The sequence below is a fragment of the Streptomyces sp. NPDC049915 genome, from assembly GCF_040656475.1.
In the GTDB taxonomy this organism is placed as follows: Bacteria; Actinomycetota; Actinomycetes; order Streptomycetales; family Streptomycetaceae; genus Streptomyces.
The window spans coordinates 1-19,048 of the sequence record NZ_JBFAMH010000015.1; the positions used below are offsets into that span (position 1 = coordinate 1).

Here is a 19,048-nt window from a genome sequence, read left to right on the forward strand (position 1 = left end):
CTGGCGTTGACTTTTGGCACGCTGTTGAGTTCTCAAGGAACGGTCGCTTCCTTTGTACTCACCCTCTCGGGCTTTCCTCCGGGCTTCCCTTCGGTTTTGCGTTTCCGACTCTATCAGATCTTTCCGATCCGATTTCCTCGGTGCTTTCCAGGTTCCCGCTCTCGCGTTTCCCTTTCCGGCGCATCCGACTTTATCAGAGATTCTGAGCCGGATTTCCCACCCCCTTCGGGGGCTGCCCGGCGCATGAAGCGATCGGGTTCCCGTCGAGGTGGAGCCGTAAACGTACTGGAGCGGGGCGCCTCGATGCAAATCGAGGCGCCCCGCTCCGGGTTCACGCTTGGCCGGGCGTCAAACCTCCACCACGACCGGCAGGATCATCGGCCGGCGCCGGTAGTTGTCCGAGACCCACTTGCCCAGGGTCCGGCGGACCAGTTGCTGCAGCTGGTGGGGCTCGACGACCCCGTCCTGGGCCGAGCGCTCGAGCACCTCGGTGACCTTGGGGAGGATGTCCACGAAGGCCGGGTCCTCGATGCCGGAGCCGCGTGCCTGGATGTGCGGCCCACCGGTGATCTTGCCCGTGGAGGAGTCGATCACCACGAAGACCGAGATGATGCCCTCCTCGCCCAGGATCTTGCGGTCCTTGAGGGCCGGCTCGCCGACGTCGCCGACCGACAGACCGTCGACGTAGACATAGCCCGCCTGGACCTTGCCGGAGATCTTGGCCTTGCCCTCGACCAGGTCGACGGTCACGCCGTCCTCGGCGATGACGATGTGATCGTGCGGGACGCCGGTGAGGGCGCCCAGCTCGGCGTTGGCGCGCAGGTGGCGCCATTCGCCGTGGACCGGCATCAAGTTCTTCGGGCGGCAGATGTTGTAGAAGTACAGCAGCTCGCCCGCGGACGCGTGGCCGGAGACGTGCACCTTGGCGTTGCCCTTGTGGATCACGTTCGCGCCCCAGCGCGTCAGGCCGTTGATCACGCGGTAGACCGCGTTCTCGTTGCCGGGGATCAGCGAGGACGCCAGGATCACGGTGTCGCCGTCGACGATGCGGATCTGGTGGTCCCGGTTTGCCATGCGGGACAGGGCCGCCATCGGTTCGCCCTGGGAACCCGTGCAGACCAGGACCACCTCGTGGTCCGGGAGGTCGTCGAGCGTCTTGACGTCCACCACCAGACCCGGCGGGACCCTCAGATAGCCGAGGTCACGCGCGATGCCCATGTTGCGGACCATCGAGCGGCCGACGAAGGCGACCCGGCGGCCGTACTCGTGGGCCGCGTCCAGGATCTGCTGGATGCGGTGGACGTGGCTGGCGAAGCTCGCCACGATGATCCGCTTGCGGGCGCCGGCGAAGACCTGCCGCAGGACGTTGGAGATGTCCCGCTCGTGTGCGGTGAAGCCGGGGACCTCGGCGTTCGTGGAGTCGGCGAGCAGGAGGTCGATGCCCTCCTCGCTCAGCCGCGCGAAGGCGTGCAGGTCCGTGAGGCGGTTGTCCAGCGGGAGCTGGTCCATCTTGAAGTCGCCGGTGTGCACGATCATGCCCGCGGGGGTGCGGATGGCGACGGCCAGCGCGTCCGGGATGGAGTGGTTGACCGCGATGAACTCGCAGTCGAAGGGGCCGAGGCGCTCGCGGTTCCCCTCCGACACCTCGAGGGTGTACGGGCGGATGCGGTGCTCCTGGAGCTTGGCCTCGATCAGGGCGAGGGTCAGCTTGGAGCCGATCAGCGGGATGTCCGGCTTCTCGCGCAGGAGGAAGGGGACGCCGCCGATGTGGTCCTCGTGGCCGTGGGTGAGGACGATGCCCTCGATGTCGTCGAGGCGGTCTCTGATGGACGTGAAGTCCGGAAGGATCAGGTCGATGCCGGGCTGCTCCTCCTCGGGGAAGAGCACGCCGCAGTCGACGATCAGCAGACGGCCGCCGTATTCGAAGACCGTCATGTTCCGGCCGATCTCGCCGAGGCCGCCGAGCGGGGTGACCCGCAGGCCGCCCTCGGGGAGCGGCGGGGGCGGGCTCAGTTCAGGATGCGGATGACTCAAAAGACTCTCCTCACCACGCACGCCACGTACCGGTCGGGCACGTGGCGCGTGTGACGTTCGTGCAGAAGCAGTTGTTGTTGTCGTGTCGCAGGCACCGGTGGCCTGCTTATTCAGTTGTGAAGCTCAGGTGCGCGGGCGGGTGTGCACGGCCGCGCGAAGTCTGTTGTCAGAGCTGTACCCCGCCGGCGGCAAGATCGATCTTGAGTTGCCTGATCTCCTCGGGCGAGCACTCCACCATGGGCGCGCGCAGCGGCCCGGCGGGCAGGCCCTTCAGGGCGAGCGCGGCCTTGGTGGTCATCACGCCCTGGGTGCGGAACATGCCGGTGTAGACCGGGAGCAGCTTCTGGTGGATCTCGGTGGCCTTGACGACGTCGCCGGAGACGTACGCGTCGACGAGGGCGCGCAGGTCCGGGGTGACGAGGTGGCCGACGACCGAGACGAAGCCGACCGCGCCGACGGAGAGGAGCGGCAGGTTCAGCATGTCGTCGCCGGAGTACCAGGCGAGGCCGGAGCGGGCGATGGCCCAGCTGGCGCGGCCGAGGTCGCCCTTGGCGTCCTTGTTGGCGACGATCCGGGGGTGCTCGGCGAGGCGGACGAGCGTCTCGGTGTTGATCGGGACGCCGCTGCGGCCGGGGATGTCGTAGAGCATGACCGGCAGCTCGGTGGCGTCGGCGAGCGCCGTGAAGTGCCGGTACAGGCCCTCCTGCGGGGGCTTGTTGTAGTACGGCGTGACGACGAGGAGGCCGTGGGCGCCGGTCTTCTCGGCGGCGCGGGCCAGCTCGATGCTGTGGTGGGTGTCGTTGGTGCCGACGCCGGCCACCACGTGGGCCCGGTCGCCGACGGCCTCCAGGACCGCTCGTACGAGATCCGTTTTCTCCGCGTCGCTCGTAGTGGGCGACTCGCCGGTGGTGCCGTTGATGATCAGGCCGTCGTTGCCTGCGTCCACCAGGTGGGTGGCGAGCCGCTGTGCGCCGTCGAGGTCGAGTGCGCCGTCCGCCGTGAAGGGCGTGACCATGGCGGTGAGGACCCGCCCGAAGGGGGTCTGCGGAGTGGAGGTCGGAGCCATGGGTTACACGCTACTCGTTGCTCACCATGGGGTCTTCCCTCGGGGGTCCGGGCAAGTCAGGACAAAAGAGGAGCCCGGCACTGCCTGCTCGGGGGTTCAAGCAGTGCCGGGTCCGTTTGATCAGGCTAGATGAACTTCTCTTACCCCCGCAATACGGACACTTCGCAAGGCTGACCCGTACATGTGTACCGAGCGGGGGAACGGGGGTCCGTTACGGCGCCACACGCCCGTTCGTATTGAAGGCGGCGTAGGTGAGCGGCATCAGCTCGGCCCACTCGGCCTCCATCTTCTCGCCGACCATCTCGATCTCCCGCTGCGGGAAGGACGGCACCTTCGCCAGCTCGTGCTGGGTGCGCAGGCCGAGGAAGTGCATCAGCGAGCGCGCGTTGCAGGTGGCGTACATGGAGGAGAACAGGCCGACCGGCAGCACCGAGCGGGCGACCTCGCGGGCGACACCGGCGGCGAGCATCTCCTGGTACGTGCGGTACGCCTGGCGGTAGGACTCCTCCATCGACTCGCTCATGACCTTGTGCTGCTCGGGCGTGCCCTCGACGAAGCGGTACTTGCCCGGACGGCCCTCCTGGACCAGCTTGCGGGAGGCGTCGGGGACGTAGAAGACCGGCTGGAGCTCGCGGTAGCGGCCGGACTCCTCGTTGTACGACCAGCCGACCCGGTGCCGCATGAACTCGCGGAAGACGAAGATCGGGGCGCTGATGAAGAACGTCATGGAGTTGTGCTCGAACGGGCTGCCGTGCCGGTCGCGCATGAGGTAGTTGATCAGGCCCTTGGAGCGCTCCGGGTCCTTCTGCAGCTCGTCCAGCGACTGCTCACCGAGCGTGGACACCCGGGCGGCGAACAGCACGTCGGAGTCGGCCGCGCTGTGTTTCACCAGCTCCACCGTGACGTCGCTGCGGAACTCGATCTTGATGTCATCCTCGGGGATCACGGTTTGGGTGGGCCTTCCCGTCTCGTCGTATGGCCACGCCACTCTACCCAGTGGCGGGTTTGCCGCCGCCCTGCAAGAAGTCGGTGAAACGGGGCACCTTTGAGGCGGTTCGTTCGTCTCTACGGATGACAAAGATCCGTTCTGTCCCCGAAAGGAGACCCGCCCCCGATGTCCGGTCCGCGTGAACCCGTCCCGTTCGCCTTCATAGCCGACGCCGACAGGTTCCGCAGTAATGTCACTCCTCCGCCCCCTCAGCGTGCGTCCGCCGGTCAGCTGACCAGCCGGCTGCTGCTGGGGCTGACCATCGTCGCCGCGCTGGTCGGCTCGCTGATGGTGGGGATGCCGGCGCTGAGCCTGGATCACTCCTCCACCTCGCCCCAGCACTCGCAGGCGTCTCAAGGGCACTGATGCTCACCCACGGCCGTCAGGGCGTGGGCGTGCAGCGCCGCCATGGCCCCCAATGCTGGAGAGCCAGGGCGCGGCCGGATAGCCTCACCGGGCACAGCAGATGCCGGGATCGAGTGAGGACCAGCCGTGCCCCTGCCCTTCCTGACGGCCGACCGCGCGTTCGACACAGAGGCAGCCGACGATGTCGCCCTGCCGCATGACGACCGGGACCGCTGGCGGCGCCCCTACCGGCCCGGCCCCTGGCGGGTCGGCACGGCGGCGCTCTGTCTGCTGCTGGCCTCGTACGTGCTGAGCGCTGCCGTGATCATCGCGCTGACGGGCACGGCCGGCGGAGCCGCCGCCGTCTTCGGCGTCGCGCTGCTGATCGTCGCCGGTGCGGTACGGCTGCTGCGCATGGGCGTGTGGGTGAGCGCGCGCGGGCTGCGGCACGTGGGCTTCTTCGTCACGCGCACGGTGCGGTGGGAGCGCGTGGTCAATGTGCGCACGGTGCAGCAGCCGGTGCGCTGGCTGGGGCTGCCGCGCACGGTGCAGGGGCAGGCGCTGCTCCTGGCGCGTGCCGACCGCGCCGGCGACGCCGTACCCCCGCTGCTGACCACGCACAACGCGGACTTCCTGAGCCGCGCCGAGGCCTTCGACCGCGCGGCGGATGCGGTGGAGGCGTGGGCCGCGGAGTACCGCCGGGGCTGAGAGCGGTCCCGGACGCCGGCACCCCCGTACGACGCAGCGCGAAGGGGCCGGCCCGCGTGTGGACGCGGACCGGCCCCTTCGGCGTACGACCGGGTCAGACCTGGACCGGGCGGCCTTCGTGGAGGGCTATCGCCCGCTGCATCGCCTTGCGGGCGCGCGGGGTGTCGCGGGCGTCGTGGTAGGCGACGGCGAGGCGGAACCAGCAGCGCCAGTCGTCCGGGGAAGCCTCGGTCTCGGCCTTGCGCCTGGCGAAGACCTCGTCCGCCGAGTCACGGTCGATGCGGCCGCTGGGCAGGCGTTTCAGCTCGTCGACCGGCAGGCCGCCCTCGGCCTCGAGTTCCGCGGCGAGGGCGTTGGCCTTGCGGACGAACTCGGTGTTCTTCCACAGAAACCACAGGCCGATCACCGGCAGGATCAGCACCGCGATCCCGAAGGTGACGGTCAGCGGGGTGCCGGACTGGATGAGCATGACGCCGCGGCTGCCGACCAGGACGAAGTAGAAGACGAGGACGGCGGCCGTGACGAGGTAGGTGATCTTCGCGCGCATGAGGGTCAGAGGCTCAGTTCAGGTCCAGGAAGTGTTCCAGGCCGAAGGTCAGGCCCGGGGTGCTCACGATGCGGCGCACGCCGAGCAGGATGCCCGGCATGAAGCTGCTGTGGTGCAGCGAGTCGTGCCGGACCGTGAGAGTTTCGCCCTCGCCGCCGAGCAGCACCTCCTGGTGGGCCAGCAGGCCGCGCAGCCGGACCGCGTGCACCGGCACACCGTCGACGTTCGCGCCGCGGGCGCCGTCCAGGGCGGTCACCGTGGCGTCCGGCGCCGGAGCCGAGCCCGCCTTGGCACGGGCCTCGGCGATCAGCTGGGCGGTGCGGGTGGCGGTGCCGGAGGGGGCGTCCACCTTGTTCGGGTGGTGCAGCTCGACGACCTCGACGGACTCGAAGTACGGGGCCGCGATCTGCGCGAACTTCATGGTCAGCACGGCGCCGATGGAGAAGTTCGGGGCGATGAGGACGCCCGTCTCCGGGGACTGGGCGAGCCAGCCCTTCAGCTGCGCGAGGCGCTCGTCGGTCCAGCCCGTGGTACCGACGACGGCGTGGATGCCGTGCCGGACGCAGAAGTCCAGGTTGCCCATGACCGAGGCCGGGGTGGTCAGCTCGACCACGACCTGGGCGCCGGTCTCCGCCAGCGTCTCCAGCTTGTCACCGCGGCCGAGGGCGGCCACCAGCTCCATGTCCTCGGCGGCCTCGACGGCCTTGACCGCCTCGGCCCCGATCCGGCCCTTGGCACCGAGGACCGCCACGCGCAGCTTGCTCATCTGTTGCTTCCTTAACGGAGTGACTTACGCGACCGCGTCGTGCAGCCGCGCGGCCTGCTTGTCCTTCAGCGGGCCGATGACCGACAGCGACGGACGCCGGCCCAGGATGTCGCGGGCGACGGAGCGGACCTCGTCCGGGGTGACCGCCGCGATCCGGGCCAGCATGTCGTCGACGGACATCTGCTCGCCCCAGCACAGCTCACTCTTGCCGATGCGGTTCATGAGCGCACCCGTGTCCTCCAGGCCGAGCACGGTGGAGCCGCGCAGCTGGCCGATGGCCCGCTCGATCTCGTCGTCGGACAGACCGTGCTCGGCGACCTGGTCCAGCTCGTCGCGGCAGATCCGCAGCACGTCGTGCACCTGCGAGGGCCGGCAGCCGGCGTACACGCCGAACAGGCCGCAGTCGGCGAAGCCGGAGGTGTAGGAGTACACGCTGTAGGCCAGGCCGCGCTTCTCGCGGACCTCCTGGAAGAGGCGGGAGGACATGCCGCCGCCGAGGGCGGTGTTGAGCACGCCGAGCGCCCAGCGGCGGTCGTCGGTGCGGGCCAGGCCGGGCATGCCGAGGACCACGTGCGCCTGCTCGGTCTTGCGGTTCAGCAGTTCGAGCTTGCCGGCCGCGCGGATGGTCCGGCTGCCGGCACGCGGGCCGATCGGCTCGGCGTCCTCGCCGCGGAAGGCGCCGGCCTTCTCGAAGGCGGCGCGGACCTGGCGTACGACCTTGTTGTGGTCGATGTTGCCGGCGCAGGCGACGACCAGGTGGGTGGGGTCGTAGTGCTTCTTGTAGAAGCGGCGGATGCGGTCGGCGGTGAGGGCGTTGACCGTGTCGACCGTGCCGAGGACGGGGCGGCCGAGGGGGTTGTCGCCGAACATCGTGTGCGCGAACAGGTCGTGCACACAGTCGCCCGGGTCGTCCTCGGTCATCGCGATCTCTTCGAGGATCGCGCCGCGCTCGACGTCGACGTCCTCCTCGAGGATCAGGGAGCCGGTCAGCATGTCGCAGACCACGTCGATGGCGAGCGGCAGGTCGGCGTCGAGCACACGCGCGTAGTAGCACGTGTACTCCTTGGCCGTGAACGCGTTCATCTCGCCGCCGACGGCGTCGAGGGCCGAGGAGATGTCCAGGGCGCTGCGCCGGGAGGTGCCCTTGAAGAGCAGGTGCTCCAGGTAGTGCGTGGCGCCGTTCAGGGCCGGGGTCTCGTCGCGGGAGCCGACGTGCGCCCAGATGCCGAAGGTGGCGGAGCGGACCGACGGCAGGGTCTCGGTGACGATGCGCAGACCGCCGGGGAGGGTGGTCCTGCGGACCGTGCCGATGCCGTTCTCGCCCTTGATGAGGGTTTGGGTACGGGCGACGGCCCGCGCCTCCGAAGAGGTGCGGGCCGTCGCCTTGAAGCCACGGGACGTCACTGGTCGGCGTCGTCCTTCGCGTTCTCGTCGCCGTCCTCGCCCTCGATCACGGGAACGAGGGAGAGCTTGCCGCGGGAGTCGATCTCGGCGATCTCGACCTGGACCTTCTGGCCCACACCGAGGACGTCCTCGACGTTCTCCACGCGCTTGCCGCCGGCCAGCTTGCGGATCTGCGAGATGTGCAGCAGACCGTCCTTGCCGGGCAGCAGGGAGACGAACGCACCGAAGGTGGTCGTCTTCACGACCGTACCCAGGTAGCGCTCGCCGACCTCGGGCATCGTCGGGTTGGCGATGCCGTTGATCGTGGCGCGGGCGGCCTCGGCCGAGGGACCGTCGACAGCGCCGATGTAGATCGTGCCGTCGTCCTCGATCGTGATGTCGGCGCCCGTGTCCTCCTGGATCTGGTTGATCATCTTGCCCTTGGGGCCGATGACCTCACCGATCTTGTCGACGGGGATCTTCACGGTGATGATCCGCGGCGCGTTCGGGGACATCTCGTCCGGCGTGTCGATCGCTTCCATCATCACGTCGAGGATGTGGAGGCGGGCGTCGCGGGCCTGCTTGAGGGCCGCGGCCAGGACGGAGGCCGGGATGCCGTCCAGCTTGGTGTCGAGCTGGAGGGCGGTCACGAACTGCTTGGTGCCGGCGACCTTGAAGTCCATGTCACCGAAGGCGTCCTCGGCACCGAGGATGTCGGTGAGGGTGACGTAGTGCGTCTCGCCCTCGATCTCCTGGGAGATCAGACCCATGGCGATACCGGCGACGGGGGCCTTCAGCGGCACACCGGCGTTCAGCAGCGACATGGTGGAGGCGCAGACCGAGCCCATGGACGTCGAGCCGTTGGAGCCGAGGGCCTCGGACACCTGGCGGATCGCGTAGGGGAACTCCTCGCGCGTCGGCAGCACCGGCACGAGCGCGCGCTCGGCGAGGGCGCCGTGGCCGATCTCGCGGCGCTTCGGGGAGCCGACGCGGCCGGTCTCACCGGTGGAGTACGGCGGGAAGTTGTAGTTGTGCATGTAGCGCTTGCGGGTCACCGGCGAGAGGGTGTCCAGCTGCTGCTCCATGCGGAGCATGTTGAGGGTGGTGACGCCCAGGATCTGGGTCTCGCCACGCTCGAACAGCGCGGAGCCGTGCACCCGCGGGATGGCCTCGACCTCGGCGGCCAGGGTACGGATGTCCGTCACCCCACGGCCGTCGATGCGCTTCTTCTCCTTGATCACGCGCTCGCGGACCAGCTGCTTGGTCAGCGCGCGGTACGCGGCGGAGATTTCCTTCTCGCGGCCCTCGAACTCCGGCAGGAGCTTCTCGGCGGCCAGGCCCTTGACGCGGTCCAGCTCGGACTCGCGCTCCTGCTTGCCGGCGATGGTGAGCGCCTGGGCGAGCTCGGGCTTGACGGCGGCGGTGAGCGCCTCGAACACGTCGTCCTGGTAGTCCAGGAAGATCGGGAACTCGCCGACCGGCTTGGCGGCCTTGGACGCCAGGTCCGACTGGGCCTTGCAGAGCACCTTGATGAAGGGCTTCGCGGCGTCCAGACCGGCGGCGACGACCTCCTCGGTGGGCGCCTCGGCGCCGCCCTCGACCAGCTTGATGGTCTTCTCGGTGGCCTCGGCCTCGACCATCATGATCGCGACGTCGCCGTCCTCCAGGACGCGGCCCGCGACGACCATGTCGAAGACGGCGTCCTCGAGCTCGGTGTGCGTCGGGAAGGCCACCCACTGGCCGCGGATCAGCGCGACGCGGACGCCGCCGATCGGGCCGGAGAAGGGCAGGCCGGCCAGCTGCGTGGACGCGGACGCGGCGTTGATCGCCACGACGTCGTACAGGTGGTCGGGGTTGAGCGCCATGATCGTGCAGACGACCTGGATCTCGTTGCGCAGGCCCTTCTTGAAGGACGGGCGCAGCGGGCGGTCGATGAGGCGGCAGGTGAGGATCGCGTCCTCCGACGGCCGGCCCTCACGGCGGAAGAAGCTGCCGGGGATCTTGCCGGCGGCGTACATCCGCTCCTCGACGTCGACCGTCAGCGGGAAGAAGTCGAGCTGGTCCTTGGGGTTCTTGGAGGCGGTGGTGGCCGACAGCACCATGGTGTCGTCGTCCAGGTACGCCACGGCGGAGCCGGCGGCCTGCTTGGCCAGGCGGCCCGTCTCGAAACGGATGGTGCGGGTGCCGAAGGCGCCGTTGTCGATGACGGCCTCGGCGTAGTGGGTCTCGTTCTCCACTAGTGTTTTCTCCTCGTCCTCGTCCCTCCTCGCCCGTGTGGCGGGGGGACGGTGGCGGAGAAGCGCTCCGTGCGGTGCGGGCCGGTCTTCGATCGAAGCACCCGGGATTCACTGTCCCGGGGGCCACTACCGAGGACCGGCGGCGGCGTGGTGCGCTTCTCCTCTTCGTCTTACGCGTCAGCCTCTACCCTCCGTGGGCGGGCCTTATCACGCGGTGTCGTACGTATTGCGTTGTGCTACCACACTACAAAGGGGCAGTGACAGTGCGCACGTACAGCAAAGGGAGCGGCCCCCTTTTCCCAGGGAACCGCTCCCTTCACGGCGTCTTACTTGGCGCCCGCCGCACCGCGGCGGATGCCGAGGCGGTCGACCAGCGCACGGAAGCGCTGGATGTCCTTCTTGGCCAGGTACTGCAGCAGGCGACGACGCTGACCGACCAGGATCAGCAGACCACGACGGGAGTGGTGGTCGTGCTTGTGGGTCTTGAGGTGCTCGGTCAGGTCCGAGATCCGGCGCGAGAGCATGGCGACCTGGACCTCGGGGGAGCCGGTGTCGCCCTCCTTCTGACCGAACTCGGCGATGATCTGCTTCTTCGTAGCGGCGTCGAGCGACACGCGTACTCCTCAATACTGTGATTGCCGCCGAGTGCCCCCGGTCTACGTCTCGGGGGAGCTTCCACAACTCGGGAGGCGGGGATCCGCTGGGCGCGACCACCAGGGCCCGCGAGGGCTTCCGGGGGTGCGTACACATACGGCCGTCAGCCAGGGTACCAGGCACGAGCAGGCGCCTTTCACCAGGTCCCGGAACCGCCCGGACGGAGGGGGCTCGGCCACTAGGGTGAGGGCCACTGATCGTTCCTACCTCTACGAAGGGGCCGGTGGGGCATGGCCGAGTCGGCAGAAGAGATCAAGGCGCGCAAGGAGCGGGAGCGGGACGAGCTGTACGCGCTCGACATCTCCGGCGCCGAGTGGCACAGCGCGCCGGGCACCGAGGAGCACGAGGAGCGCGTCGAGATCGCCTACCTCCCGGGCGGAGCCGTGGCCATGCGCTCCTCCCTCGACCCGGACACCGTGCTGCGGTACACGGAGGCGGAGTGGCGCGCGTTCGTCCTGGGCGCACGGGACGGCGAGTTCGACCTGGAGCCTACGCGGGGGGGTGGTGGGGCGGACGCCGGGTGACGGTGAGCGATGCGGGGCGGCACTCGTGGGTGCCGCCCCTTTGTTGTGCCGCGCCTTCCCCTTTGGGTGCCTGCCTTTCTTTTCCGGCGTATCAAGCACCTGACATGCAGGGCGTGTTGGCCGGTTTCTGGACGAAAGACGTTCACATAAGGTGATTTCGCCACCGTGTCGGCGTCCCGCGCCGGTGCGAAGCGGTGGACGGGCCTGACGAGGTGGGGTACCTGGTGATTAGGCTGGGACCGGCGCGACGTCAGAACCCGTGGAACCGGCGTCTGCGTCACAGGGGGAGGGCCGCTGATCGGACGACCTCGTTTCACTTCGGACCACTCGAACGACAAGTCAGGGTCGCCCCGGCACGGCTCGAGGGTGCTCGACCACACCAGGAGGAATTGTGAGCAGCGATCGGGACGGGAACCGCGGGGGCTGGGCCACGCCCGGCGACGACCAGCCCGACGCGGAGTCCGCCATCGAGACGACGGGCGAGTTCACCATCGACTACGCGCCGCCTGCCTGGTACACGCAGAACGCGTCCGGGGGCTCCGGGTCTGGGTCGGGGGCCGGTGCGTCCGGTTCCGGTTCGGAGGGGGATTCGGGAGGCGGTACGGCCTCGGGGCCCGCGGCCGTTCCCAACGTTCCGCTGCCCGGGCTGACGCCGCCGCCGCACGCGGCCGGTGGGTCCGGTGCGTCCTTCGCTCCGCCTCCTCCGGCGCCCTACACTCCGCCCACGTCGGCTCCGGCTCCGGCTCCGGCTCCGGCTCCGGCTCCGGCTCCGGCTCCGGCTCCGGGGGCTGCGTACACGCCGCCTCCGCCGCCCAGCGGCAGCCCTGTCGCCGTGCCCAAGCTTCCGGTGGGGAGCGGGTTCGAGCCGCAGCGGCCTCAGGCTGCGCAGGAAGCGGAGCAGGCGCGGCCAGAGACGGCGACCGCTGCTCCGGCGCCGTCGGCTGACCCCACTTCACCGACCGCTGTGCCGAACGTTCCCGTTCCGGGGTTCCAGGGGCAGTGGGGGGCCGCGGTGGCTCCTGCGGCGGGTTCGGTGGACGCGGCCGGTTCGGCTGACGCGCCTTCCTCCTCCGGCGGTGACGTCGGTGGCGAGTCCGGTAATGGGGACATCGAGAGCGGTGCCACCATGCGCTTCTCGGCGGTCGCGTTGAAGCGGCAGATCGCCGAGCATGCCGCGTCGGTCCAGGAGGAGGCCGAGACCAAGGCCGAGGTTGAGCCCGAGGCCGGGGCTGAGCCCGAGGTCGAGGCCAAGGCCGATGACAGGTCCGAAGGTGAGGAACGCGGCGAGGGTCGCGAGGACGCCTCGGGTGAGGGCGCCGCAGCGGCTGACGAGAGCGCCGGCGTGACCGCTGACGAGGACGACTCTGCGGACGCCGAGGCCGAGCAGTCCGAGTCGTCGGTCGCGGAAGAGGCGCAGGACGACTCTGACGCCGTCGCCGGGGAGAGCGACGACGAGACGCCTGCGCCCGCCGAGGAGTCCCCTGAATCTGCCGCGTCCGCCCAGTCGACCGACGAGGCCGCCGCGGACGTCGAACCGGCCGGCTCCGACGACCCCGGTGAGTCCGGCCACGACTCCCCCACCAAGGCTCCCGAGCAGGAGGCGGAGGCCGAGCCTGCTGGCACCGCGCCCTCCGCCGAGGAGCCCGCCGACGCCGTACCGGCCGCCGAGGTGGCCGACGAGCCGCGGGACGCCGTTCCCGCCGCGGCCCCGGAGCCGCAGAATGCGCCGCCCGCCGGCTGGAACACCCCGCCGGCTCCCCCGGCCGGGGTTCCTCCGCTGCCGCCGTCGTATCAGCCTGCCGCGCCCGCCCCGGCCGCTCAGTGGCCCGCGCAGTCGCAGCCGGAGCCCCCGGCCGCCGCCCCGCAGGAGCAGCCCCCGTTCCAGCCGCAGGCGCCGCAGCCCGCGCCGGCCGGCTGGAACACTCCCGCCGCGCCGCAGCCGGGCCAGCCGTACCCGCCCGCCGGTTACGGCTTCCCGCCGCCCGCACCGAACGCGCAGCCTGCCCCGAACCCGCAGGCCAACGCCCCCGAACAGCCCGCCGGTTACGGCTTCCCGCAGCCCGCGGCAGCCCCTGCACCGACACCGCCGCAGGCTCCCAGCGGCTACGGCTTCCCCCAGCCCGGCACGCCCGCGCCCCACGCGCAGCCCACGCCGTCCGCACCGAACCCGCAGCCCAACGCCCCCGAACAGCCCGGCGGCGGTTACGGCTTCCCGCAGAACAGTGCGCCCGCCTCCGCGCCGAACCCGCCCGCCGGGTACGGCTTCCCGCACCCCGGTGCGCAGCCGGAGCAGTCCGCCGCGCCCAACGCCCCTGTGCAGCCCGGTGGTTACGGACTCCCGCAGCCGCCCGCCCACCCGGGCCAGCCCGGACACCCCGGCCAGCCCGCGCAGGCGTACCCCGGCGCGCCGGACACCCCGCATGCCCCGCAGGCTCCCGAGGCCCCCCAAGCCCCCCAGCCTCCGGTCGATCCTCGGCTCGGTGCCGCCTGGCCGCAGCCCATGCAGCATGACCAGCGGCAGCCCACCAATCCGGGGGCGCCTCTCGGTTACACGGCCGCCGTGGAGTTGTCCTCCGACCGGCTGCTCAACTCCAAGAAACAGAAGGCGAAGAGCAGCCGTCCGGTCGGCGGCGGTTCGCGGTTCAAGCTGGGCGGCAAGAAGGAGGAGGCCGAACGGCAGCGCAAGCTCGATCTGATCCGCACGCCGGTGCTCTCCTGCTACCGGATCGCGGTCATCAGTCTCAAGGGCGGCGTGGGCAAGACGACCACGACCACCGCGCTGGGTTCGACCCTCGCCACCGAGCGACAGGACAAGATCCTCGCGATCGACGCCAACCCGGACGCGGGCACCCTCGGGCGCCGGGTGCGCCGGGAGACCGGGGCCACCATCCGTGACCTCGTCCAGGCGATCCCGTACCTCAACTCCTACATGGACATCCGGCGGTTCACCTCGCAGGCGTCGTCCGGTCTGGAGATCATCGCCAACGACGTCGACCCGGCTGTGTCGACCACGTTCAACGACGAGGACTACCGGCGCGCCATCGACGTCCTCGGCAAGCAGTACCCGATCATCCTCACCGACTCCGGTACCGGCCTGCTGTACAGCGCGATGCGCGGTGTGCTCGACCTCGCCGACCAGCTGATCATCATCTCGACGCCGTCCGTGGACGGTGCGAGCAGCGCCAGTACGACGCTGGACTGGCTGTCCGCGCACGGGTACGCCGAGTTGGTCTCCCGGTCCATCACCGTCATCTCCGGGGTCCGCGAGACCGGCAAGATGATCAAGGTCGAGGACATCGTGTCGCACTTCGAGACCCGCTGCCGCGGGGTGATCGTGGTGCCGTTCGACGAGCATCTGTCCGCCGGTGCCGAGGTCGACCTCGACATGATGCGGCCCAAGGTGCGGGAGGCGTACTTCAACCTCGCGGCGATGGTCGCCGAGGACTTCGTCCGGCACCAGCAGTCGCACGGCCTGTGGACCAGCGACGGCAACCCGCCGCCGGTGGCCGCCCCGCCGTTCCCGGGCCAGCAGGCCCCCGGGCAGCCGTACCCGGGTCAGCAGGCTCCCGACCAGTCGTATCCGGGTCAGCCTGCTCCTGGCCAGCCCTACCCCGGCCAGCCGCCGGCCGCGGGTCAGCCTTTCCCTGGTCAGCCCTTCCCCGGCCAGCCGATGCCCGGGCAGCCGGCCGCGGGGCAGCCTGCGCCGGGCCAGCCGTTCCACGGTCAGCCGTACCCCCAGGCGGCCCCGCAGCCGGGACAGCCCTACCCGCAGGCCACCGCCCAGCCGGCGCAGCCGTATCCGCAGGCCGCCGCCCAGCCCGGACAGCCCTACCCGCAGGCCGCTCCCCAGCCCGGACAGCCGTACCCCCAGGCCGCCCCCCCGCCCGGGCAGCCCGCGGTGCCCGCCCAGCAGCCCGATCCGCAGGCGGCCCAGCAGGGCCAGCCGGGCCAGCCCGCCCAGCAGCCCGGCTACCCGCCCGCCGGCTACGGCTACCCGCAGTCCCACACGGGACAGCCGGGACAGCCGGAGCACACGGGGCAGCCGGGGTACCCCCCGGCCCCGCCCCAGCAGTAGCCTCAGGCCAGCCATACGGAAGGGCGGCCGGTGCCCCTCAGGCACCGGCCGCCCTTCGGCGTCGTAAGGGAAGGTCAGCTCGGCGGCTGCGACCCCGCGACCAGCTCACGGCAGCGCTTCACGTCCTCCGCCATCTGCACCAGCAGCGCGTCCAGCGTGTCGAACTTCGCCTGCCCGCGCACGAAGGCCAGGAAGTCGACGGCCACGTGCAGGCCGTACAGGTCGAGCCCGACGCGGTCGATGGCGTACGCCTCCACCGTGCGCTCGGTCCCGTCGAACTGGGGGTTGGTGCCCACGGAGATCGCGGCCGGCATCGCCTCACCGTTCGCGTGCAGCCAGCCGGCGTAGACGCCGTCGGCCGGGATCGCGGTGTGCGGGAGGGTCTCGACATTGGCCGTGGGGAAGCCGAGTTCGCGGCCGCGCTGGGCGCCGCGTACGACCACGCCCTCCACCCGGTGCGGGCGGCCGAGGATCTCGGCGGCGCCCGCCACGTCGCCCTCGGCGACCAGGCGCCGGGTCAGCGTGGAGGAGAACGGCTGCCCGCCGGCCACCTCGCCCGACAGGTACAGGTCGACGACCTCGACCTCGAAGTCGTACACCTTGCCCTGCTCGACGAGGAACTCCACGTTGCCCGCGGCCTTGTGGCCGAAGCGGAAGTTGGGGCCCTCGACGACCGCCTTTGCGTGCAGCTTGTCCACCAGGACCTTGACGACGAAGTCGGCGGGCGAGAGCTTCGAGAACTCCGTCGTGAAGGGCAGGATCAGCACCGCGTCCACGCCCAGGCCGGCCATCAGCTCGGCGCGGCGGTGGTGCGGGGCGAGCAGCGGCGGGTGGCTGCCGGGGCGGACGACCTCGCTGGGGTGCGGGTCGAAGGTGACCACGACGGCGGGGACGCCCAGCTCGCGGGCGCGGTCCACGGCGTGCCGGATGATCAGCTGATGGCCCCGGTGTACTCCGTCGTAGGAGCCGATGGTGACGACGCTGCGCCCCCAGTCCTGGGGGATGTCCTCCAAGCCACGCCAGCGCTGCACTGTGACCGCTCCTCGAACCCGTGTCCGTGTCTACGTTCTTACGCAGGTCTAAGGGTGCCATGCCGCGCCCGCCCTGCCTGCATCGGCATCATCGCTGTGACCGGCTGCACGCCGCCGGGGGCGGTCCGGGGCCGTTTCGGGCGGGTGGCCGGGACCTGTTCCGACTGACGAGGCCGCCTGTTCCGACAGACGGGACCTGTTCCGACAGACGGGGCCTTTTCCGACCGAGCGGTCACGCGGGGACCCGGACACCGGCCAGTTGCTCGATCGTGCGGCGGGCGCTGGGGCCGACGAGGGCGGCCCAGCCGGCCGGGGCCGCGGTGAGCCAGCCGGTCAGGCGGGTGGCGAAGCCGCGGACGTGGCGGGCCAGGTCGACCAGGGCGCGGTCGTAGCGGGCGGCGCCCTCGGGGTGCGGACGAGGAGGAGTTCGACGCGGTCCCGGACCGTGAGGGGGAGCAGTTCGGTGCCGAGGCCGTCGGTGCGCACGAGGGCGAGACCGCGTTCGGGCAGCGGGGTGACCGCGTCGGCGGTGACGACGCAGCTGCGGTCGTCCGTGCCGTACAGCGCGAGGCGAGCGAGGCCGTCCACGGCCTCGTGACTGGTGACGACGGTGCCGTGGTGGTCGGCGGCGAAGCCGAGGCCGCGGGGGCGGCCGGCCAGGTCGCGGATGCGGACGAGGGCCGCGTCGGGGCCGGTCGGGGGTGGAGTGTCGGGCAGGTGCCGGGAACGGTCCCGCGGGCCCCGTCCCGCCATCGTCGTACCTCCCGCGTGTGCCTCTTGCCTCGACGGTAGGCGCGGGGTGATCGGCGGGACAGACGGTGTGGTGAAACGCGCCCCCCTGCACTCCCCCGGTTCACTCCGAGCGCCTGCCCGGACGGGTGAATGGAGTGGGGGTGCTGTGTACACCCTAGGGGTGGGGGAACCGAGGGGGGACCGTGGAGCGGCGGCAGCGAGTACCCCGTGACCGCCGCTCCACGGGCAGGTCCCCTCGGTCAGGCGAAGACCGCGAGGCTCTTGGCCTTGCCCTTGTGCGACTCGACGAGGCCGAGCAGCCGGTTCTCCGGGCCGAAGACGGCCACGGTACCGGCGTCCGCGTACTCGTCCGGCATCTCCAGGCGTACGCCGTTGGCAAGCAGGCGGGCGCGCCTCGCGTCCACGTCCCAGCGGCGGAAGGCGGCGGCGGCCGCGTCGGCGATCGGCATCACGGTCAGCTCCTGCTGGAGCTCGTCCAGGGTCTTGGCCGCGTCCAGCTTGTAGGGGCCGACCCGGGTGCGGCGCAGGGCGGTGAGGTGGCCGCCGACGCCGAGGTCGGCGCCGAGGTCGCGGGCCAAGGCGCGGATGTAGGTGCCGGAGGAGCAGACCACGGAGACGATCAGGTCGAGCACCGGGGTGCCGTCCTCGGCGACGGCGTCGCGGACGTCGTACACCGCGAAGGAGGAGACGGTCACCGGGCGGGCCGGGATGTCGAACTCCTCGCCCTCGCGGGCCCGCTTGTAGGAGCGCACGCCGTTGATCTTGATGGCGCTGACCTTGGACGGCACCTGCATGATCTCGCCGGTCAGCTTGGCGATGCCGGCGTCGATGGCGTCCCGGGTGATGCCGGAGGCGTCGGCGTGGGAGGTGATCTCCCCCTCGGCGTCGTCCGTGATCGTGGTCTGCCCGAGGCGGATGGTGCCCAGGTACTCCTTCTCGGTCAGCGCGAGGTGACCGAGGAGCTTGGTGGCCTTCTCGATGCCGAGGACGAGCACACCGGTCGCCATCGGGTCGAGGGTGCCGGCGTGGCCGACGCGGCGGGTCCTGGCGATCCCGCGCATCTTGGCGACCACGTCGTGCGAAGTGAAGCCCGACGGCTTGTCGACGATGACGAGGCCGTCGGGCGGGGTGGGCTTGCTGGTCATTCGGCGGCGTCGTCCGTCTCGTCGTCGTCCTCGCCCGGCTTGCGGTACGGGTCCGCCTCACCGGCGTACGTGGCTCCGGCGGAGACCTCGCGCACCTTCTCGTCGGACTGACGGGCCCGGTCGAGCAGGTCCTCGATGTTCCGGGCGGTGTCCGGAAGGGCGTCGGCCACGAAGGTGAGGGTCGGCGTGAACTTCACGCCGGCGGCCGCCCCGACGGCCGAGCGGAGGACGCCCTTGGCGCTCTCCAGGCCGGCGGCCGCGGCCTGGCGCTCCTCGTCGTCGCCGTACACCGTGTAGAAGACGGTCGCCTCCCGCAGGTCACCCGTGACCCGGGTGTCCGTGATGGTGACGTGCGAACCGAGCCGCGGGTCCTTGATCCCGCGCTGCAGCTTCTGGGCCACCACCTCTCGGATGAGGTCCGCCAGCCTTTTCGCCCGCGCGTTGTCGGCCACTGGTCCGTCTCCCGTTCTTTCTTCTCTGCTTGCGTTCTGTGGTCAGTCGTCGTCTTCGCCGTGGAACCGCCGTCGTACGGACAGCAGCTCCACCTCGGGGCGGCCGGCGACCAGCCGTTCACACCGGTCGAGTACGTCGGTGAGGTGCCCCGCGTCACCGGAGACCGCGGCGAGGCCGATGATCGTCCGCCGGTGGAGGTCGATGTGGTCCACCTCTGCCGCACTCACCGCGTACTTGCGCTGGAGTTCGGCGACGATCGGGCGGACGACGGAGCGCTTCTCCTTGAGCGAGTGGACGTCGCCGAGGAGGAGGTCGAAGGACAGCGTCCCCACGTACATG

16 protein-coding genes and 1 pseudogene are annotated in these 19,048 nt (G+C 70.7%); 4 read left to right on the top strand and 13 right to left on the bottom strand.

What is annotated here, in order from left to right:
* Positions 1-348: 348 nt before the first annotated feature.
* The 3 genes from AB0J12_RS24365 to thyX all read right to left on the bottom strand — a co-directional run bounded on the left by AB0J12_RS24365 (position 349) and on the right by thyX (position 4,046).
* Positions 349-2,034: a ribonuclease J gene (locus tag AB0J12_RS24365; protein WP_363266500.1), complete on the bottom strand. Its 1,686-nt coding sequence runs from the start codon at positions 2,032-2,034 to the stop codon at positions 349-351.
* Positions 2,035-2,200: 166 nt separating this feature from the next.
* On the bottom strand, positions 2,201-3,100 hold the full coding sequence (dapA, locus tag AB0J12_RS24370) for a 4-hydroxy-tetrahydrodipicolinate synthase (protein ID WP_363266501.1): 900 nt from the start codon (positions 3,098-3,100) through the stop codon (positions 2,201-2,203).
* Between the two features lie 211 nt (positions 3,101-3,311).
* Positions 3,312-4,046 (bottom strand): FAD-dependent thymidylate synthase, encoded by a 735-nt coding sequence (thyX, locus tag AB0J12_RS24375; protein WP_363266502.1) that lies wholly within the window; start codon positions 4,044-4,046, stop codon positions 3,312-3,314.
* Between the two features lie 168 nt (positions 4,047-4,214).
* Between thyX and AB0J12_RS24380 the strand changes: the two genes are divergently transcribed.
* Both AB0J12_RS24380 and AB0J12_RS24385 read left to right on the top strand, forming a co-directional pair.
* Entirely contained in the window at positions 4,215-4,454 is a 240-nt protein-coding gene (locus AB0J12_RS24380) for a hypothetical protein (protein WP_363266503.1), read from the top strand.
* A 126-nt stretch (positions 4,455-4,580) separates the two neighbouring features.
* A complete protein-coding gene (locus AB0J12_RS24385) occupies positions 4,581-5,141 on the top strand; it encodes a hypothetical protein (protein ID WP_363266504.1) in 561 nt (186 codons plus the stop codon).
* Positions 5,142-5,235: 94 nt separating this feature from the next.
* Here AB0J12_RS24385 and AB0J12_RS24390 read toward each other — a convergent pair whose 3' ends face one another.
* The 5 genes from AB0J12_RS24390 to rpsO form a co-directional block, all read right to left on the bottom strand.
* Positions 5,236-5,688, bottom strand: a complete 453-nt coding sequence (locus tag AB0J12_RS24390) for a tetratricopeptide repeat protein (protein WP_363266505.1) — start codon at positions 5,686-5,688, stop codon at positions 5,236-5,238.
* 13 nt (positions 5,689-5,701) lie between these two features.
* Positions 5,702-6,454 carry a 4-hydroxy-tetrahydrodipicolinate reductase gene (gene dapB, locus AB0J12_RS24395; protein WP_363266506.1) on the bottom strand — a complete coding sequence of 251 codons (753 nt, stop codon included), beginning with the start codon at positions 6,452-6,454 and terminating at the stop codon, positions 5,702-5,704.
* Positions 6,455-6,478: 24 nt separating this feature from the next.
* Positions 6,479-7,858 carry a pitrilysin family protein gene (locus AB0J12_RS24400; RefSeq protein WP_363266507.1) on the bottom strand — a complete coding sequence of 460 codons (1,380 nt, stop codon included), beginning with the start codon at positions 7,856-7,858 and terminating at the stop codon, positions 6,479-6,481.
* The gene (locus AB0J12_RS24405) at positions 7,855-10,074 is read right to left on the bottom strand and encodes a polyribonucleotide nucleotidyltransferase (protein WP_363266508.1); all 2,220 of its coding nucleotides are present in this window, start codon (positions 10,072-10,074) and stop codon (positions 7,855-7,857) included. The genes AB0J12_RS24400 and AB0J12_RS24405 overlap by 4 nt, the downstream gene beginning before the upstream one ends.
* A 326-nt stretch (positions 10,075-10,400) precedes the next feature.
* Entirely contained in the window at positions 10,401-10,688 is a 288-nt protein-coding gene (rpsO, locus tag AB0J12_RS24410; protein WP_055632174.1) for a 30S ribosomal protein S15, read from the bottom strand.
* A gap of 270 nt (positions 10,689-10,958) precedes the next feature.
* On the opposite strand from rpsO, the gene AB0J12_RS24415 reads away from it, so the two are divergent.
* Entirely contained in the window at positions 10,959-11,252 is a 294-nt protein-coding gene (locus tag AB0J12_RS24415; protein ID WP_363266509.1) for a DUF397 domain-containing protein, read from the top strand.
* 391 nt (positions 11,253-11,643) lie between these two features.
* On the top strand, positions 11,644-15,327 hold the full coding sequence (locus tag AB0J12_RS24420) for an SCO5717 family growth-regulating ATPase (protein WP_363266510.1): 3,684 nt from the start codon (positions 11,644-11,646) through the stop codon (positions 15,325-15,327).
* A 74-nt stretch (positions 15,328-15,401) separates the two neighbouring features.
* Here the strand turns inward: AB0J12_RS24420 and AB0J12_RS24425 are convergent, their stop codons facing one another.
* From AB0J12_RS24425 to AB0J12_RS24445, 5 genes and pseudogenes are all read right to left on the bottom strand, one after another.
* Positions 15,402-16,358 carry a bifunctional riboflavin kinase/FAD synthetase gene (locus tag AB0J12_RS24425; RefSeq protein ID WP_363266511.1) on the bottom strand — a complete coding sequence of 319 codons (957 nt, stop codon included), beginning with the start codon at positions 16,356-16,358 and terminating at the stop codon, positions 15,402-15,404.
* A gap of 429 nt (positions 16,359-16,787) precedes the next feature.
* Positions 16,788-17,111 (bottom strand): annotated as a pseudogene (locus tag AB0J12_RS24430) (hypothetical protein); the annotation flags it as partial.
* A gap of 239 nt (positions 17,112-17,350) precedes the next feature.
* Complete coding sequence (truB, locus tag AB0J12_RS24435; RefSeq protein WP_363266512.1) at positions 17,351-18,256, bottom strand: tRNA pseudouridine(55) synthase TruB; 906 nt, start codon at positions 18,254-18,256, stop codon at positions 17,351-17,353.
* Complete coding sequence (gene rbfA, locus AB0J12_RS24440) at positions 18,253-18,708, bottom strand: 30S ribosome-binding factor RbfA (RefSeq protein ID WP_363266513.1); 456 nt, start codon at positions 18,706-18,708, stop codon at positions 18,253-18,255. The genes truB and rbfA overlap by 4 nt, the downstream gene beginning before the upstream one ends.
* Positions 18,709-18,750: 42 nt before the next feature.
* Positions 18,751-19,047: a DUF503 domain-containing protein gene (locus tag AB0J12_RS24445; protein ID WP_361638706.1), complete on the bottom strand. Its 297-nt coding sequence runs from the start codon at positions 19,045-19,047 to the stop codon at positions 18,751-18,753.
* Position 19,048 lies beyond the last annotated feature (1 nt).

Excerpts from the sequence above, each read along its gene's own strand:
- dapA (WP_363266501.1), bottom strand. The coding sequence starts at position 3,100 with ATGGCTCCGACCTCCACTCCGCAGACCCCCTTCGGGCGGGTCCTCACC.
- AB0J12_RS24380 (WP_363266503.1), top strand. The coding sequence starts at position 4,215 with ATGTCCGGTCCGCGTGAACCCGTCCCGTTCGCCTTCATAGCCGACGCC.
- AB0J12_RS24390 (WP_363266505.1), bottom strand. The coding sequence starts at position 5,688 with ATGCGCGCGAAGATCACCTACCTCGTCACGGCCGCCGTCCTCGTCTTC.
- dapB (WP_363266506.1), bottom strand. The coding sequence starts at position 6,454 with ATGAGCAAGCTGCGCGTGGCGGTCCTCGGTGCCAAGGGCCGGATCGGG.
- AB0J12_RS24415 (WP_363266509.1), top strand. The coding sequence starts at position 10,959 with ATGGCCGAGTCGGCAGAAGAGATCAAGGCGCGCAAGGAGCGGGAGCGG.
- truB (WP_363266512.1), bottom strand. The coding sequence starts at position 18,256 with ATGACCAGCAAGCCCACCCCGCCCGACGGCCTCGTCATCGTCGACAAG.
- AB0J12_RS24445 (WP_361638706.1), bottom strand. The coding sequence starts at position 19,047 with ATGTACGTGGGGACGCTGTCCTTCGACCTCCTCCTCGGCGACGTCCAC.